Annotated in this window: 16 protein-coding genes and 6 tRNA genes; 8 read left to right on the top strand and 14 right to left on the bottom strand. The window is 69.6% G+C overall.

Going from position 1 to position 15547, the window contains the following annotated elements; all coding sequences use genetic code 11:
• Positions 1–40 precede the first annotated feature (40 nt).
• The 7 genes from P1P70_RS26705 to P1P70_RS26675 all read right to left on the bottom strand — a co-directional run bounded on the left by P1P70_RS26705 (position 41) and on the right by P1P70_RS26675 (position 7899).
• Positions 41–2788, bottom strand: a complete 2748-nt coding sequence (locus tag P1P70_RS26705) for a Tat pathway signal sequence domain protein (RefSeq protein WP_319242032.1) — start codon at positions 2786–2788, stop codon at positions 41–43.
• A gap of 109 nt (positions 2789–2897) precedes the next feature.
• The gene (locus P1P70_RS26700; RefSeq protein ID WP_319242030.1) at positions 2898–3530 is read right to left on the bottom strand and encodes a hypothetical protein; all 633 of its coding nucleotides are present in this window, start codon (positions 3528–3530) and stop codon (positions 2898–2900) included.
• Positions 3531–3542: 12 nt separating this feature from the next.
• Positions 3543–4436, bottom strand: coding sequence for a carbohydrate ABC transporter permease (locus tag P1P70_RS26695; protein ID WP_319242028.1), 894 nt, complete (start codon positions 4434–4436; stop codon positions 3543–3545).
• Positions 4436–5440 (bottom strand): carbohydrate ABC transporter permease, encoded by a 1005-nt coding sequence (locus P1P70_RS26690; RefSeq protein ID WP_060885431.1) that lies wholly within the window; start codon positions 5438–5440, stop codon positions 4436–4438. The genes P1P70_RS26695 and P1P70_RS26690 overlap by 1 nt, the downstream gene beginning before the upstream one ends.
• Positions 5440–6729 carry an ABC transporter substrate-binding protein gene (locus P1P70_RS26685; RefSeq protein ID WP_319242026.1) on the bottom strand — a complete coding sequence of 430 codons (1290 nt, stop codon included), beginning with the start codon at positions 6727–6729 and terminating at the stop codon, positions 5440–5442. Before P1P70_RS26685 ends, P1P70_RS26690 begins: the two co-directional genes overlap by 1 nt.
• 539 nt (positions 6730–7268) lie before the next feature.
• A tRNA-Val gene (locus P1P70_RS26680) sits at positions 7269–7340 on the bottom strand.
• A 79-nt stretch (positions 7341–7419) separates the two neighbouring features.
• A complete protein-coding gene (locus P1P70_RS26675; protein ID WP_319242034.1) occupies positions 7420–7899 on the bottom strand; it encodes a TIGR02611 family protein in 480 nt (159 codons plus the stop codon).
• A gap of 191 nt (positions 7900–8090) precedes the next feature.
• Between P1P70_RS26675 and P1P70_RS26670 the strand changes: the two genes are divergently transcribed.
• Positions 8091–8504 carry an SsgA family sporulation/cell division regulator gene (locus P1P70_RS26670; RefSeq protein WP_004002642.1) on the top strand — a complete coding sequence of 138 codons (414 nt, stop codon included), beginning with the start codon at positions 8091–8093 and terminating at the stop codon, positions 8502–8504.
• Positions 8505–8812: 308 nt separating this feature from the next.
• Positions 8813–9373, top strand: coding sequence for a CGNR zinc finger domain-containing protein (locus P1P70_RS26665; RefSeq protein WP_319242024.1), 561 nt, complete (start codon positions 8813–8815; stop codon positions 9371–9373).
• 84 nt (positions 9374–9457) lie between these two features.
• Here P1P70_RS26665 and P1P70_RS26660 read toward each other — a convergent pair whose 3' ends face one another.
• Both P1P70_RS26660 and P1P70_RS26655 read right to left on the bottom strand, forming a co-directional pair.
• A complete protein-coding gene (locus tag P1P70_RS26660) occupies positions 9458–9610 on the bottom strand; it encodes a hypothetical protein (RefSeq protein WP_319242022.1) in 153 nt (50 codons plus the stop codon).
• Positions 9611–9790: 180 nt separating this feature from the next.
• Positions 9791–10258 (bottom strand): hypothetical protein, encoded by a 468-nt coding sequence (locus tag P1P70_RS26655; protein ID WP_319242020.1) that lies wholly within the window; start codon positions 10256–10258, stop codon positions 9791–9793.
• Between the two features lie 179 nt (positions 10259–10437).
• On the opposite strand from P1P70_RS26655, the gene P1P70_RS26650 reads away from it, so the two are divergent.
• Positions 10438–10956: a DsbA family protein gene (locus P1P70_RS26650; protein WP_319242018.1), complete on the top strand. Its 519-nt coding sequence runs from the start codon at positions 10438–10440 to the stop codon at positions 10954–10956.
• 105 nt (positions 10957–11061) lie between these two features.
• Here the strand turns inward: P1P70_RS26650 and P1P70_RS26645 are convergent, their stop codons facing one another.
• From P1P70_RS26645 to P1P70_RS26635, 3 genes are all read right to left on the bottom strand, one after another.
• Complete coding sequence (locus tag P1P70_RS26645; RefSeq protein WP_319242016.1) at positions 11062–11889, bottom strand: GNAT family N-acetyltransferase; 828 nt, start codon at positions 11887–11889, stop codon at positions 11062–11064.
• A 118-nt stretch (positions 11890–12007) separates the two neighbouring features.
• The gene (locus P1P70_RS26640; RefSeq protein WP_319242015.1) at positions 12008–12829 is read right to left on the bottom strand and encodes an aminodeoxychorismate lyase; all 822 of its coding nucleotides are present in this window, start codon (positions 12827–12829) and stop codon (positions 12008–12010) included.
• Complete coding sequence (locus P1P70_RS26635) at positions 12826–13869, bottom strand: chorismate-binding protein (protein ID WP_319242013.1); 1044 nt, start codon at positions 13867–13869, stop codon at positions 12826–12828. Before P1P70_RS26635 ends, P1P70_RS26640 begins: the two co-directional genes overlap by 4 nt.
• 157 nt (positions 13870–14026) lie before the next feature.
• Between P1P70_RS26635 and P1P70_RS26630 the strand changes: the two genes are divergently transcribed.
• From P1P70_RS26630 to P1P70_RS26610, 5 genes are all read left to right on the top strand, one after another.
• A tRNA-Gly gene (locus P1P70_RS26630) sits at positions 14027–14099 on the top strand.
• Positions 14100–14138: 39 nt separating this feature from the next.
• A tRNA-Cys gene (locus P1P70_RS26625) sits at positions 14139–14212 on the top strand.
• Between the two features lies 1 nt (position 14213).
• A tRNA-Val gene (locus tag P1P70_RS26620) sits at positions 14214–14285 on the top strand.
• 40 nt (positions 14286–14325) lie between these two features.
• Positions 14326–14397, top strand: a tRNA-Val gene (locus P1P70_RS26615).
• A gap of 32 nt (positions 14398–14429) precedes the next feature.
• A tRNA-Val gene (locus P1P70_RS26610) sits at positions 14430–14501 on the top strand.
• Positions 14502–14581: 80 nt separating this feature from the next.
• On the opposite strand, the gene P1P70_RS26605 is transcribed toward P1P70_RS26610, so the two are convergent.
• Positions 14582–14893: a zf-TFIIB domain-containing protein gene (locus P1P70_RS26605; RefSeq protein WP_184898708.1), complete on the bottom strand. Its 312-nt coding sequence runs from the start codon at positions 14891–14893 to the stop codon at positions 14582–14584.
• 87 nt (positions 14894–14980) lie between these two features.
• On the bottom strand, positions 14981–15547 hold a 567-nt coding region (locus P1P70_RS26600; protein ID WP_319242011.1), incomplete at its 5' end, for a phosphotransferase family protein.

Here is a 15547-nt window from a genome sequence, read left to right as displayed (position 1 = left end):
CCCAGGCACCCCGAAACCCCCCGGCACCCCCAGCGGAGCGCTACGGCATCTTGTCGCCCACCAACGCCAGGTTCTGGATCGCCGCCAACCCGTACAGCGCCGTCGCGTTGGTCGACACCCACGCCGCCTCACTGCCCGGCACGAGCGCCGTCGGCCCCTCGATCTTCTTGGTGGTCCAGTCGGTCGACTCCTTGTAGTCCCACGTGTCGGCGCTGTTGTAGAACTGCCGCCACGCGCGGGCCGCGAGCTTGTCGTCCTTCAACTGCACGGCCGCGTACGCGTCCTGGCGCGAATGGCCCTGGAAGAGCAGCAGTGTCCCGAAGTTGGAGCCGTAGCGGGCGGCCTGTTCCGCCTTCGTCGCGTTGAAGTAGCGGCAGTAGTCGAGCCAGGCCTCCTTGAACTTGGGCATCTCGATCTGGTCGAGGAGTTCTGCGCACATCTCGACCAGGCCGAACATCGCCGACAGGTGCGAGACGCCGACCACGGGCTTGTCCGCGACGGCGAACTTGCCGGTGTCCAGGTCGTACAGCCCGGTGCCCTGGACGAAACCGTTGGGCTGAGCCGCGATCGTCTCCATGGTCGACAGCACGCGGGCCTTGGCCTTCTCCCACTTGGGGCCGCGCCGCTCCCACTCGGTCAGCCACGCCGAGACCAGCCCGGACCAGTCGGTGCCGAAGCCGATCGACAGGGCGTTGCGGTCGGGTGTGTAGGGCTCGGTGCGGATCTTGCGGATGGGGTCGAGGACGAGGAACGTCTCGTCGGAGTCGACGTTGGCGTGCATGAGGTCGCCGACGCGTTCGTCGGCGGTGAGGAAGTAGTAGTAGCGGCGGTAGGTGGTGTTGGCGATCCGCTGCTGCTTGGCGCTGTCGGCGTAGTGCTGGACGCCGTGACGGGTGCCGAGGCCCGCCCACTTCCCGAGGTGGTAGACGTCGACCTCGCCGGTGTGGCGGGTCATGGCCTCGGCGAAGCGGAAGATGTCGGCGCGGCCGGAGCGCATGTACGCGAACCACAGCCACAGGTCGGGCGAGAGCTCGGAGTTGTCCCAGGCGTAGCCGCCGACGTCGTAGCACCACTGGTGACGACTGGGGTCGTAGCTGTGCATGATGTCGCCGTAGTCCCAGAAGCCGTACCACCGGCGCATCTCCACCTGGTCCTTGTAGTAGGTGAAGAGGAAGTCGAGGTGGTCCTCGATCTTCGCCTTGGCGGCGGTGGTCCGGTCGGGCTCGGAGAACAGCTTGCCGAAGACGCCCGCCTTGATGAGCTGCTTGGGCGGGGCGGCGAGCTGGGCGGGCGTGCGGACGGCCTCGACCTGCTTGGCCATGTCCTCGGCGCCGGGCGTGGACTCGTGTGCCCAGAAGAGCAGTTCGCTGGTGCGGGCGATGCCGTAGGGGGTGCCGAAGCCGGGCTCGTAGTCCTCGTAGGTGATGTTGAGGCCTTCGAGCTGCTCGGGGTAGGTGTCCTGGCCCATGCCGTCGTGGTAGAAGCGCAGGTCCATGGGCTGCGCCTCGGGCGACCAGAGCCAGAGGGTGACCTCGGCGGTGTCGGTCTGGGCGTCGCGGATGTCGAGCTGGGCGGGGAACTTCTCCCAGAAGTCCCGCAGGCCGAAGGCGAACCCGCCGGACGCGCCGCCGACGTAACCGAAGCCGCTCGCCCTGCGTCCGCCGCCGGCCGGGATCCAGCCGTGGCCCTTCTTGGTGCGCTTGCGGAGGGCGAAGCCGTCGGCGGACAGCTGCGAGAGCGTGTAGTCGCCCCACTCGGGGATGTACTGCAGGCGGGTGGTGACCCGCTGGTCCCACGTCGAGGGGTCGGGCAGCTTCTTGCCCTCGAACTGGGCGGTGCGCACGGCCGCGCCCGGGTCGCGGCGCAGGCCGGTGACGCCCTTGACCGCCTCGCGGAGCAGGCCGGTGCCCTCACCGCCGATACGGATGTGCCGGTCGTACGCGGCGTCGCGCATCGGGACCTTGAAGCGGACCCCGATGCCGCGGATGAAGTCGCCGCTGGCCTTGCCGGGCTCCTGGGTGCCGTCGAAGGTGATGGTGTGCACCATGCGGAAGGACTCGGCGCCCGCGTAGAAGTAGAGGCGGATCGAGAACGGCAGCCAGCTGCGGCTTCCCTTGCGGTGCTTGCCGTCGATGCGGACGACCGCGCGGACCGGGCCCGCCTGCTCGACCTCGGCCTCGTCGATGAAGCTCTCGAAGCGCTCGTACTTCTCGGCGCCCTGGTCGCCGTCCTCGATCTCGGGCTGGCGCAGCAGCACCAGCCGGCCGGTGTGGGCGATCTCGGTGGAGCCGCGCCGCACGGACTTCACGAGGGTGGAGCCGGACTTGCCGATCTTCGCGGTGATGACGCCGGTCGAGACGTCGATGGTGCCGCCGCTCTTGTCGACGGTGACCTTCTTCTCCGGCGCGGCGGGGCTGCCGGCGGCGAGGGTGAGCTTTCCGGAGCCGGCGCCCGCTCCGACCGCGTGCGCGGTCCACTTCACGGAGCCGTCGGGCCAGTAGCCGATCGGCCACGACTGCACCGGCACGGATGCGCCGTCCGCGTCCGTCAAAGAGAACGACTGTTCCTTCTCGTAGGCGCCCTTCGGCCACGGCACACCCACGGTCGAGCCGGGAGCGGCGCCGAGGCCGCCGTCCTCCAACCAGTCGAGGGTCACCGGGTCCGCCTCCGCGGCCTCGGCTCTGGGCGCGGCCTGCGCGTTCGAACTCCCTAGTGCCCAGCTGACCTGCGCTGCGGCTCCTGCGACGGCGGCCGCCTTGAGAAGGGACCTGCGGTCGATGGGGGACATGGCCTTTCCTTTCCGAACGGGAAGTCATGCGTGCGGGTAGTCAGGGGCATGGCAGAGGGAGGTGCGGCGCCCCGGAGGCTCCGACCTGGTGCGGTGCATCGCCGCTCGGTCAGCTACGGCGCCGGTACCGCTCCTCCACGGCGACGGCCGCCGCGGCGACGGCCCCGAGCACGGGGACCGCGAGCGGCGCGACGAACCAGGCGGAACAGGCCACCACGGCCAGTCCGCCGACGAGCAGAAAGGATCCGGCGGGGTCGAGCACGGTCCGCCGCCCGGCCGCGCCCAGCAGGGCCCGCCAGGTTGCTCCGGGCCGCCAGACCGCCGCCGCGCGGAGCCCGGCGACGGCGGCGCCGATCAGCGCGAGGACCCCGATCGCGCCGACCAGCGGCCCGCCCGGGATACCGGCGCGCACGGCCTGGACATCCACCCAGACCGCCGCGAGCGCCGCCCACCCGGCGAGCCCGACGAGCCAGCCCCCGCGCACCGCCGCCCGGAAGTCGGCCACGAACTCCCGCCAGCCGCCGCCCTCGTGGGTCGTACGGCGTCGCAGATGCCGGGAGCCCGCGGCGAACGCGGCGGGGTACGTCACCAGCGGCAGCGCGGCCAGCGCGATCCACACCCCCGTGAGCAGACACTCGGCGAACAGTGCGAACCGCTCGGCGAGCAGGGACTCCTCACGGGGTGCGGCCGCCTTCGCACGGTCGCGGGCAGTGGTACGGGGGCGGGTGCGGACGAGGGCCATGGTCGGTTCACCTCAGCCCTTCAGACCGGACGTGGCCATACCGTCGATCAGATAGCGCTGGAAGGCGAGGAAGAACGCGAGCACCGGCAGCAGCGCCACCAGCGACATCGCGATCATGCCGCCGTAGTTGGCGACGCCGTCCTGGTCCACGAACATCTTCAGACCCAGCGAGACCGTGTACTTGTCGGGCTCGTTCAGATAGATCAGCGGGCCCATGAAGTCGTTCCAGGAGTTGATGAACGTGAAGATCGCGCTGGTGATGAGCGCGGGCCGGCACAGCGGCAGCACGATCGACCAGTAGATCCGGAAGTGCCCGCAGCCGTCGAGCCGGGCGGCCTCGTCGAGCTCCTTGGGCAGGTTCCGCATGAACTGCACCATCAGGAAGACGAAGAAGGCCTCCGTGGCCAGGTATTTGGGCAGCAGCAGGGGGGTGTAGGTGTTGATCATGTCCATGTTGCGGAACAGCACGTACTGCGGGATCAGCAGGACGTGGTACGGCAACAGGAGCGTGCCGATCATCAGCGTGAAGAGCAGATTGCGGCCCGCGAACTTGATCTTCGAGAAGGCGTACGCGGTCAGCGAGCAGGACACCACGATCCCGAGCACCGAACCGAGCGCGAGCGTGAGCGAGTTGACGAAGAAGGTGGAGATCGGGATGTCGGCGATGCCGTCGGCGAGCCGCGCGTAGTTGCCGGTGATCGGGTCGCTCGGCAGTAGGTCCAGACTGCCGACGATGTCCTCGCTCTTCTTGAACGAGCCGCCGATGACCCAGATCACCGGATAGAGGATCACGGCGAGGATCGCGAGCGACCCGATGTGCCAGGCGAGGGAGCCAGGCAGCTTGCGCCGCAGGGCGCCCGCGCGCCTGGCCGGGGCCGGGGTGATCTCGGTGGCCTGTGCGCTCATCAGGCACCCTCCTCGTAGTGCACCCAGCGCTTCTGGGACCAGAACAGCACCGCCGTCACCAGGGCGACCGCGACCAGCAGCAGCCACGCCATGGCGGAGGCCAGACCCATCCGGCTGTTCTCGAAGCCCTGGACGTACAGATAACAGGTATAGACCATCGAACCGTCCGCGGGACCGCAGGCGTTGCCTCCGGCGCCGCCGCCGACGATGTACGCCGAGCTGAAGATCTGGAACGAGTGGATCGTCTCCAGCAGGACGTTGAAGAAGAGGACCGGCGAAATCATCGGCAGGGTGATGTTCCAGAACCGCCGCCACTTGCCCGCGCCGTCGACCTCGGCGGCCTCGTACAGCTCACGCGGCACCTGCTTGAGGCCGGCGAGGAAGATGACCATCGGAGCGCCGAACTGCCAGACCGTGAGGGCGACCAGGCTGTAAATGATCATTTCCGGGTCGCCGGTCCAGCCGCCGACGTCGATGCCGAAGATCTGCTGCGTCCGGTCGACGATCGCGTCGTCGGAGAAGATCGCCTTCCAGACGATGGCGATGGAGACGCTGGCCCCGATCAGCGAGGGCGCGTAGAAAGCCGCCCGGTAGAAGGCCTGCCCACGCCGCTTCTGGGCCAGGAGCAGCGCCACACCGAGGGCCAGCAGCAGCTTGAGCGGCGTGCCGACGACGACGTACCACAGCGTCACCCGCACCGAGTGACGCCAGCGCGGGTCGGCGAACATCTCGGAGAAGTTGTCCAGGCCGATCCACTTGGGCGCGTCGAACAGGTTGTAGTCGGTGAAGGCGAAGTAGAGCGAGGCAACCATCGGGCCCGCTGTAAGCAGCAGGAACCCGGCGATCCACGGGGACATGAAGAGATAGCCAGCCAGGTTCTCCCGGCGGCCCCGCCGCAGACGTGCGGCGGGGTTCGGAGCGTCGGCCGGACCGTGCCGCGGCTCGGAGCGCTGGTCCTTGGACAGGCCCTCCGTCGCAGGGGCGTGTGTCACGGTGGTTCCCATCAGGTGCCGAGAGCCGTCTTCGACTCGGTGAAGAACTGCTTGACGGCGTCGTCGACCGTGCGGGTGCCGAGACCCAGTTCCTCGGCGATGCGCAGGAAGGCGGCTTCGCAGATGTCGGCGCCGTTCGGGTGCGGAGTGATGGGCTCCAGGACGCCCGCCGCGACGAGGGACTCCTCGTACTCGGCGATCGCCTTGTTGACCGGGTCGGTCGGCTTGAACGCGTCGTACTGGGCCTGCGTCGCGGGCACTCCGCGGTCGTAGCCCATGATCTTGGCGACCTCGGGCTCGTGCACCATGAAGTCGATGAACTGCGCGACCTCCTTGGGGTGCTGCGTGCGCTTGGACGCGCTGAGCATGAGGGAGCCGAGGTACTGACCGGTCTTCTTGCCGTCAGTGGTCGGGATGGGCGCCAGACCGTATTCGCTCTTGCCCTCGGAGGTGTAGCGGACGGTGAAGTTGTCCCAGGTGAACTCGCCTGCGGCCAGCTCCGCGGCGACCGCGGACTTGGGCTTGATCTGCGCGACCTTCTTGGGGTCGGCGTAGAGCCCCTCCTTGATGCCTTTCTCGGCCTTCGACCACCAGGACTTCAGGTCCGCCTCGGTGAAGCCGAGCCCCTCCTCGGTGAAGAACGCCTTGCCGTTCTGGCGCAGGTAGAGGTCGTAGAGGTACATCACGCCGTACAGGCCGCTGTCGCCGGCGCGCCCCGCCTTGTCGCGGATCTTCTTCATCGCCGCGTCGAAGTCGTCCCAGGTCCACCCCTGCTCCGGCTTCACACCGGACTTGGTGTAGACGGGCTTGTCGATCACCAGGGCCATCGAGTTAGAACCGACCGGGACCCCGAGCAGCTTTCCGTCGACCTCGCCGAACTTCTCCAGGCCGGCTCTGAAGCCGTCGAGGGAGAGGTTGCCCGCCTCGACCTGTGGCTTGAGATCGAGCAGCACATTCTTGGCGTCATATTTCCGCAGGAAACCGATGGCATTCTGGAACACGTCCGGCGGATTTCCACCGGAGGCCTGGGTGTTGAACTTCTTCCAGAAGTCGAGGTACGGCTGAAAGTCCGTCTTCACCTTGATCTTCGGGTACTTCTTCTCGAAAAGCGCGATGCTCTTCTTGATGCGCTCGGCGCGGTCCTCGGCGCCCCACCAGGCGTAACGGATCGTCACCGTCCCGTCCCCCGCGCCACTGTCGCCGCCACAGGCCGTGGCCGTAGCCCCGAACCCCGCGACGGCCAGTGAGGCTCCGGCCGCCTTGAGGACCGTCCGCCTCTCAACGTTCCTGTTTTGCTGCATGGTTGAGCCTCCCCGCGACGCTGCGTCCCGCGCCATGAATCGTTTCAAGTAAGCGCTTGCTGGCACAAGGTACGGAGCCCCTCAGGAGACGTCAATGATTCGGACAGGAATTGATGGAAAGCGGAGTGGGCGACAGGCCCAGCGATGCGGCCCCGCAGGTGACGGCCGGTCAACTGAAAGCGCAGGTCGGCGAGTTGCGGTCGACCGGCCGAACACGAAGAGGGCTCGCGGGCGTCTGACGAACGAGATTGAAAGGAGTCAGTGGGACTCGGCCCCGCCGCCGCTCCCGATCCGCCCACGAAGCACCGCGGGCCGACCGAGCGGGAGGGCCGCACAGGGACGCAGAAGCACCGGATCCGGCCAGACACAGAGGCGCCGGAGGCGTCACCGCGGCCGCGTGCGGCCGCCGGAAGACCTGCCGCCGCACCCCGCCCTCCAGGAGAACGGAGGAGCCGGGCGGCACGCCGAGACGTCCCCCGGCCACCACCACGAAAAGCGGCCCGGTCCACGTTTCCGTGGACCGGGCCGCCATCATCCGGTGGGCGATACTGGGTTCGAACCAGTGACCTCTTCGGTGTGAACGAAGCGCTCTCCCACTGAGCTAATCGCCCGGATGCAGGAAGAACATTACCCCATGTCAGGGGGTGCCTCCGACCACGCCGGGAATCCCCGGCGTGGTCCCGGCGGGGCTCACTGGTTCTTGATGTTCCAGGGCATCGCGAAGCCGAACTTCCAGACGTAGAAACCGACGAGGCCGGCCACGATCACCAGGCCGATCGAGGTCAGAATGATGTTGCGGCGCCGCACCTTGGGGTCGAGGGCGCGCTGGGTTGCCTCGGTGACCTTCCGCTTGGTCCAGCGGAGCACCAGTTGGGCCCAGACGAACTCGGTCGCCCAGATCGCCATGCCGCCGAAGATCACGACCCAGCCGGGTCCGGGCAGCGGAAGCATGATCACACCCGCGATCACCACCGCCAGGCCGACGACGAAGATGGCCACCTGCCAGCTCAGGTGCAGCATCCGCCGCGCTCTGACGAATTCCGGCGCACGGGATCCGAGCGGCGCTTCGTCCTTGGCCACATCGGCCTCACTGTTCGCTACGTTGGTGTCACTCTTCGTTCCGTCGGCCGCGACGGCGGCCTCCCCAGGCCCGTAACTCCCCGTATCCATACGGCCAAACCCTACCGGAGAGAAACCCGTCACCGGAATGGTCGTACCGACAGAAGTCGGTCTCGGCCGGATGAGCTACCAAAAGCGACGCAAAACTCCCAGAGGGGTTTACAACGGCACCGTAGGTGGCATGTCGATTTCGCCGACGTGCGAATCCCCGAGCGCACACTGAGCGAAAGGCCTTGGCGCTTATGAACACCACGGTCAGCTGCGAGCTGCACCTGCGCCTCGTTGTGTCGAGCGAGTCCTCACTGCCCGTTCCAGCGGGACTGCGGTATGACACGGCCGATCCCTACGCCGTGCACGCCACCTTCCACACCGGAGCAGAGGAAACGGTCGAATGGGTGTTCGCCCGCGACCTCCTCGCCGAGGGCCTGCACCGGCCCACCGGCACCGGTGACGTCCGTGTCTGGCCGTCGCGCAGTCACGGTCAGGGCGTCGTGTGCATCGCCCTGAGCTCCCCGGAGGGCGAAGCCCTCCTCGAAGCCCCGGCGCGGGCCCTGGAGTCCTTCCTGAAGCGCACAGACGCCGCCGTGCCGCCCGGCACGGAACACCGGCACTTCGACCTCGATCAGGAGCTCTCGCACATCCTGGCGGAAAGCTAGGCGGCGAGGCCCACAGAGCTGCCCGGCGCCGTCCACTCGGGGAGACGGCTCGGGCCTGGACAACCGAATACGGCTTCAGGCCGACCAGGCGACGCCGCCGCGCGGACCTCCGCGCGGCGGCGTCGCCGTGCCGTGGCCGCGCGAACCGGGGCCGGGCACCAATCGGGCCCCTGACCCGTTTCGCTCGTACCAGGGCGCTCCAGGGGTGCCTCAGGACGGTCCACACCGGTCCGCCGCCTCGCCGAGCCATTACCATCGGCCAGCATCGGCGGGCGCCCGCCCGACCCTCGCAGGCCAGGGAGCGAAACGTGCTGATCACCCACGACACCCGGTGTTCCCTAGACGCCGTGGTCGATCTGGTGAACACCGCGCCGGAGAATGACACGGCGACCGACGGGCTCGCGACGGTCGCGGCGCTCGCCGACTTCGTACGAAAGCACGACATCAGCGAGGTCGGCGTGCTGTCGGAGTTCGACCTCGCGGCCGTGCGCAAGATCCGTGGCCGGTTCGCCGAGGTCTTCGCCGCCCCCGACGCGGCCGTGGCCGCGTCGGTCATCAACGAGCTGGTCGCCGCGGCGGGCACCACCCCCCGGCTCACCGATCACGACGGCTACGACTGGCATGTGCACTACTTCGCGCCCGGAGCGTCGCTGACCGACCACCTCTCCGCCGACTGCGGCATGGCGCTCGCCTTCTTCGTGGTCGCCGGTGAACAGGAGCGGCTGCGCCGCTGCGAGGCACCCGACTGCAGACGGGCCTTCGTGGATCTCTCCCGCAACCGCTCGCGCCGCTACTGCGACAGCCGCACCTGCGGAAACCGCCTGCACGTGGCCGCCTACCGGGCACGCCGCAAGGAGGCGGCGGGCTGAGCGGACCGCCGGCCTCGGACCGGGTGGCGCGTACGGGGGCTGACGGAGCCCTCGACGGGTGACGTCAGGGGCTCCGTTTACAGCTCACAGCATCAGCAGGTCGTGCAGTGACGCCATGAGCAGCAGGCAGCCGATCACCGCTAGGAAGATCATCAGCGGTGGCTGGGAGAGCGCGAAGAGACAACCTCGCCGCTCCTCGGGCGGGACGGCGGTGTCGCTCTGTGTTGTGTCCAGCATCTCGCCGCGATGATGACGCAGCGGAGACCCTCCGCGCGATCGACCAACCCGGAATGACGGAGTGTGCGCCCATAATCACAACGTACGGAGCGAACGTGATCACTTCGGCGCCGCTGCCCGACCTTCTGTGTCGTTTCAGTCCGCGCCCCCTCGCAGGGGTCGGAGGCCGTGCCGCCGCGATCAGATGCCGTGCTTCTTCAGGATCGCCTCGATGTCGCTGAAGTCGTCCGCTCCGGACGCACCGGAACCCGTCGGCCGACCCGCCGCTCGAGGTGTCGCCGCCGGACGGGCCGCAGGCGGCGTGCCCCGGCCCAGCGAGGGGGCCGAGGCCGTGGGGGCTATCGCCTCGGCGCGGGGGGCCGCGGCCTCCTTGCGCGCCTTGCCGGTGCCCCCGCGGCGCCGCTCCACGGCGCGGGTGGTCACGAACAGGAACCAGGCGGCCCCGAGCACACCGAAACCGGCCCACGCGGTCGGGCTGAACGCGGTGTCGGCCACCCACTCGACGACCCCGGTCATCACCAGACCGAGCGGGACGAGCGAGTAGGCGGCGATACGGGTCGCCCGGAGGAAACGCTTCCGATACGCCGTGATCGCGGCGATGCCCAGGCCTGCCACTGAGACGGCGGCACAGACTGTCTCGGCAATCATCCGGTCCTCCAGGCGGTGCTCGGTCGTGCGTTCGCGTTGCGTCCCTTCCATCCTGCACCGCCACGCGTCCGATATGCCATGGTCCGGGGAGACCTCAGGGAGATCTCCGGGTCGTCTCGGGGTCGGTGCCACACCCCGGCCCCGTCCGGCGCGGGCCCGGAAGCTGGGAGACTGATCCCATGACCGACTCCTCCCCCGTACCGCCCCCCGTCGTCCTGGACGTCTGGTGCGAACTCCAGTGTCCCGACTGCCGCGGCGCCCTCGACGACATCCGCGCGCTGCGGGCCCGCTACGGCGACCGGCTCGACGTACGGCTGCGGCACTTCCCGTTGGAGAAGCACAAGCACGCCTTCGCCGCCGCGCAGGCCGCCGAGGAGGCCGCGGAGCAGGGGCGGGCATGGCCGTACGTCGAGGCCGTGCTCGGCCGGGTCGAGGAGCTGGACCGGGCCGGGGAGCCGTTCCTTCTGGAGACGGCCCGTGAACTCGGCCTGGACGCCGAGGAGTTCGACACGGCGCTGATCGACGGCCGGCACATCCTGATGGTCGACGCCGACCAGGCCGAGGGCAAGGCGATCGGTGTGACCGGCACGCCCACGTACGTCATCGGTGGCGAGCGTCTCGACGGCGGCAAGAGCCAGGAGGGACTGCGCGAGCGCATCGAGGAGATCGCCGACCGACTGCTGGCCGAGAGCGCCTGACCCTCGTCGGCCGCCGATCGGGGCGCCTGAGATCCCCACCGTCCACAGCTGCCGGGCCGCGCACCCCACCGCAGCCGTCCGGGACCGGTGCGGCCCCGCGACGGTTCAGAGCAGCGGCTTGGAGAGGTGGTGGGCGGTCGTCTCGTAGCCGAGTGAGTCGTAGAGACACTCGGCCCTGAAGTTGCCGGCGAAGACATTGAGCGCGATGGCCGGTTTCCCCGCCGCCATCGCCTGGGCCTCGGCCAGCAGCATGAGCGTACGGCCGTGTCCTCGGCCCCGGTGGGCGGCGTCCGCCTCCACGTCGTACACGAAGGCCCTGTCGTCGTCGGTCAGCCACAGCCAGAGGGTGCCGACGCGCGTTCCCTCGTGCTCCAGCACGCTGCACAGGTTGTTCGCGGAGGCCACTCCCTGCGGGAGACAGCGCTCGTAGTCCAGGGCCGCCTTCGCGTACGCCTCCGCCTCCGGCATGCCGCGGGTGATCCAGTCCTGGGCGTAGCCCTCCAGCCCGGCTTCCTTCCACGGCCCGTACTCGGCCTCGGTCATGGGCCGGCCTCTGCTGCCCGCGGGCAGTTCGGGCGGGGTGCCGTCAAGGACCTTGCTCATGTTCCGGTTGCGCAGGACGTAGCCGAGTGTCTGTGCCAGCCGCAGGGCGGGTTCGGCGCCGACGGGCACGGACACCTCGATCCGCCGGCAGCCCCAGCCGCGGGCCACCTCCTCGGCGGCGAGGGCCGCCACGGTGGCCCGGCCGCGACGCCGGTCAGGTTCGTCGATCCGCAGGTCCAGGATCCGCGCGGCCGTGGACCCCGGGTCGGGGCGGGTGCCGAGGTGTATCTCGCCGACGGGACGGCTGTTGACACACACCTGGTAGCGACGCGAGCGCGTCCCGTCGGCGGCGTGCTGAAGCGGCTCGATGGGCCGCAGGGTGGTGGTCATCAGGGGTGTTCTACCCCCGCAGCGCGTGGAGTCTGCTGCATGTCCCCAACATTTGCGCGACCGCGTACGGGACCGCATGTACGGGGACGGCATGCGCGGAACCGCATGTACGGTCGGGTCACGGATCCAGGTCGTCCCCGGACCGCTCGTCGAAGACCCGCATCGCCTTGGCCGTCACCGGACCCGGGGCGGTCGGCAGCTCGCGGGCGTCGACGCGGTGCACCGCCTGCACGTCGCGCAGGCTCGACGTCAGGAACACCTCGTCGGCGCGGTCCAGGACGTCCAGCGGCAGGTCGGTCTCGCGGGCACCGGTCCACTCGACGACGAGGGCGCGGGTGATGCCCGCGAGGCAGCCGGAGGCGACCGGCGGGGTGTGCGGTTCCCCGTCGAGGACGACGAAGACGTTGGAGCCCGTACCCTCGCAGAGCTGTCCCACCGTGTTGGCGAACAGCGCCTCGGTGGCGCCCTGTTCGTGGGCGCGGGCGAGGGCGACGACGTTCTCGGCGTACGAGGTGGTCTTCAGGCCGGTGAGGGCGCCGCGCTCGTTACGGGTCCACGGGACGGTGATCGCGGCGGTGGAGTCGGCCCGCCGGGCGGTCTCGCCGAGGGCGACCACGAGGGTCGGGCCGTGGTCGCCGCGGTCGGAGCCGAGGGGGGAGAGACCGCCGGTGTAGGTGATGCGCAGCCGGCCGAGCGCGACCGGTTCGGCCTCCAGGACGGCGGAACAGGCGCGGCGCACCTCGTCGAGGTCGGGCTCGGGCAGACCGAGTCCGCGTGCCGAGAGGGCCAGCCGGTCGAGGTGGCGGGTCAGTGCGAACGGCCGGCCCCGGACCGCCTTCACGGTCTCGAAGACGCCGTCGCCCACGGTCAGTCCGTGGTCGAGGACGGAGACACGGGCGGAGTCGGTGTCCTGCAGTCCGCCGTCGAGCCAGATCTTCACGTAGGGGTCCTCCCACTCGCCTCGTACGTTCCTGACGCTACCGCGAGCAGCCGGGCGGCCTTCAGCTCGGTCTCGCGCCACTCCGCCTCGGGGTCCGACCCCCAGGTGATGCCCGCTCCGGTGCCGAAGCGCAGCTCGCCCGCTGCCCGGTCGATCCAGAAGGTGCGGATGCCGACGGCCAGCTCGGCCGTGCCCCGGTCGGCGTCGACCCAGCCGACTCCCCCGCAGTACGGGCCGCGCGGGGCGGTCTCCAGGGCGTCGATGATCCGCAGGGCGCTCGACTTGGGCGCCCCGGTGACGGAGCCGGGCGGGAAGGCGGCGGCGAGCAGTTCGGGCCAGCCGGCGTGCTCGCGCAGTTCGCCGCGCACCAACGACACCAGGTGTACCAGCCCCGGATGCTTCTCGACGGCGCAGAGGTCGGGAACGGTCACGGTACCGGTGGCGCAGACCTGCCCGATGTCGTTGCGGACGAGGTCGACGATCATCACGTTCTCGGCGTAGTCCTTCTCCAGGAGGTCCGCCTCGGTGGCTCCGGTGCCCTTGATCGGGCCGGACTCGACGACCCCGCCGTCGCGGCGCAGGAAGAGCTCGGGGGAGGCGGTGGCGATCTCGACGCCGTGCCCCGGGAGGAGAATCGTTCCTGCAAAGGGGGCCGGGTTGCCGCGGGCCAGCAACGCGGTCAGGGCGTCCACATCGGCCTCCGGCGCGACGGGGGCCGACAGGACCCGGCAGAGGTTCGCCTGGTACACCTCGCCGGCGGCGATGTGCTCGCGGATCCGGCGCACACCCGCCGTGTACGCGGCGCGGTCGAGCGAGGACGTCCAGTCGTCGACACGCGGCCCGTGCCACTCCCCCGGCACGGGGGCGGGCGAGGGCTCGCGGCGTACGTCACTGAAACGCGCGCACACCAGACCACCCTCGTAGTCCGCGCACACGGCCCAGAAGCCGGAGGAGTCCAGGGCGGCGGCGTCGCTGGTCACATCGGTGAGACCGGTGGCCACGAGGTCGCCGAAGCGAGCGAGCGGAGGGAGGTCGGGCACGCAGTCGAGTCTAGGACGGGTGCCCCGGGGGTGGGCCCGACCGGGTCCCGGACTGGACGTACCGCAGCACGCTGCACAAACGCGTTTTTGTACTGGCACCGGAATCCGCTAGAGTTCAACTCGTCGCCGGGACGCGGAAGCGAAACGGAAACGACAAGCGGACGTAGCTCAGTTGGTAGAGCGCAACCTTGCCAAGGTTGAGGTCGCCAGTTCGAACCTGGTCGTCCGCTCGCAGGAACGTGGGGGATCTTCCCGACCCCCGCACTCCTGGTGGAGTGGCCGAGAGGCGAGGCAACGGCCTGCAAAGCCGTCTACACGGGTTCAAATCCCGTCTCCACCTCCAAGGACGATTAGCTCAGCGGGAGAGCGCTTCCCTGACACGGAAGAGGTCACTGGTTCAATCCCAGTATCGTCCACTGAGGCCTGAGGGCTTCTGGAGCCGTACGGCTTCACCCCGCGCGATTAGCTCAGCGGGAGAGCGCTTCCCTGACACGGAAGAGGTCACTGGTTCAATCCCAGTATCGCGCACGCAAGATCCACAGCCCCGGCTGTGATCCCGAGGACGATTAGCTCAGCGGGAGAGCGCTTCCCTGACACGGAAGAGGTCACTGGTTCAATCCCAGTATCGTCCACACACACCGAGCCCCTGGCCGTCTCATACGGCCGGGGGCTTCGTCGTGCGGGCGAAGGGCGCCGGAGCGCCCCACCCGTCTCAGCTGGAGAACAGCATGTGGCCGAAGCCACGGTTGTGGTGACCCCCGTGGTGTCCGCCGTGGTGCCCACCATGGTGACCGCCGTGCGGGGCGCCCCAGGCCGGGGCGTTGTGACCGCCACCCGCCGGGTACTGCGGGGCGGCCGGCGGCGGGGGCACGCCCGGGCCACCGGCCCACTGGCCCTCCAGGCGGGTCAGGGCCTCCAGCTCGCCGTAGTCGAGGAAGATCCCGCGGCAGCCGCTGCACTGCTCGATCTGTACGCCACTGCGGTTGTAGGTGTGCATCGGCGCATGGCACTTCGGACACTGCATGTGCATGGTTCGGCTCAACTCCTCGCCGTTCGGTCCTGCTTCGCGTTACGCCAGGACAGACACTGTCCGGCTGCGGTCGGTTGCACCCTACTTCGGGAAAGGCCCCACCAACTCCGGCGGGATGCTTCCCATTCGGTCACATGCGTCCACAACGGACCGCTGCGCGTCGTCGAGGGGGCGGCCTGCGGGGACGGACTTCGCGATCGCCAGGGCCGCGGTCTGCACGGTCAGTGCGCGGGCCGGTACGTCCAGTAGGGGCCAGGGGTCGCCTTGTGCGGGGACCGCGGGGCCGCCGGCCTCTTGGTAGGCGGTGAGGAAGCGGGTCCAGTCGTCCGGGTGCAGGAGGCCGCAGGCGTACCAGGCAGCCGGGCGGGCGAGGTCCCAGGCGGGGACGCCCACGCCCAGGTCGTCGACGTCGATGAGACGCCAGGGGCCGGTGGTCGCGGGGTGGCGGACCAGTTGGCCGAGGTGCAGGTCGCCGTGGCAGAGGGTGGCCGTGTCCGGCATGGGGGCCTCGGACCTGGCCCAGGCGGGGAGGGTGTGCCAGGCACGGAGTATCGATGGCATGGCGGGGTGGCGGGGTGCCGCGGCTTCGAGGCGGGCGATGGCCTGGGCGGCCTTCGCCGGGCCGCGCATGGGTGGCAGGCCCGGCGA

The sequence above is a fragment of the Streptomyces sp. MB09-02B genome, assembly GCF_033794485.1.
Lineage (GTDB): Bacteria > Actinomycetota > Actinomycetes > Streptomycetales > Streptomycetaceae > Streptomyces.
Note: the sequence above shows the minus strand (reverse complement) of the source record. Positions and strands in the feature narration are given on the sequence as shown.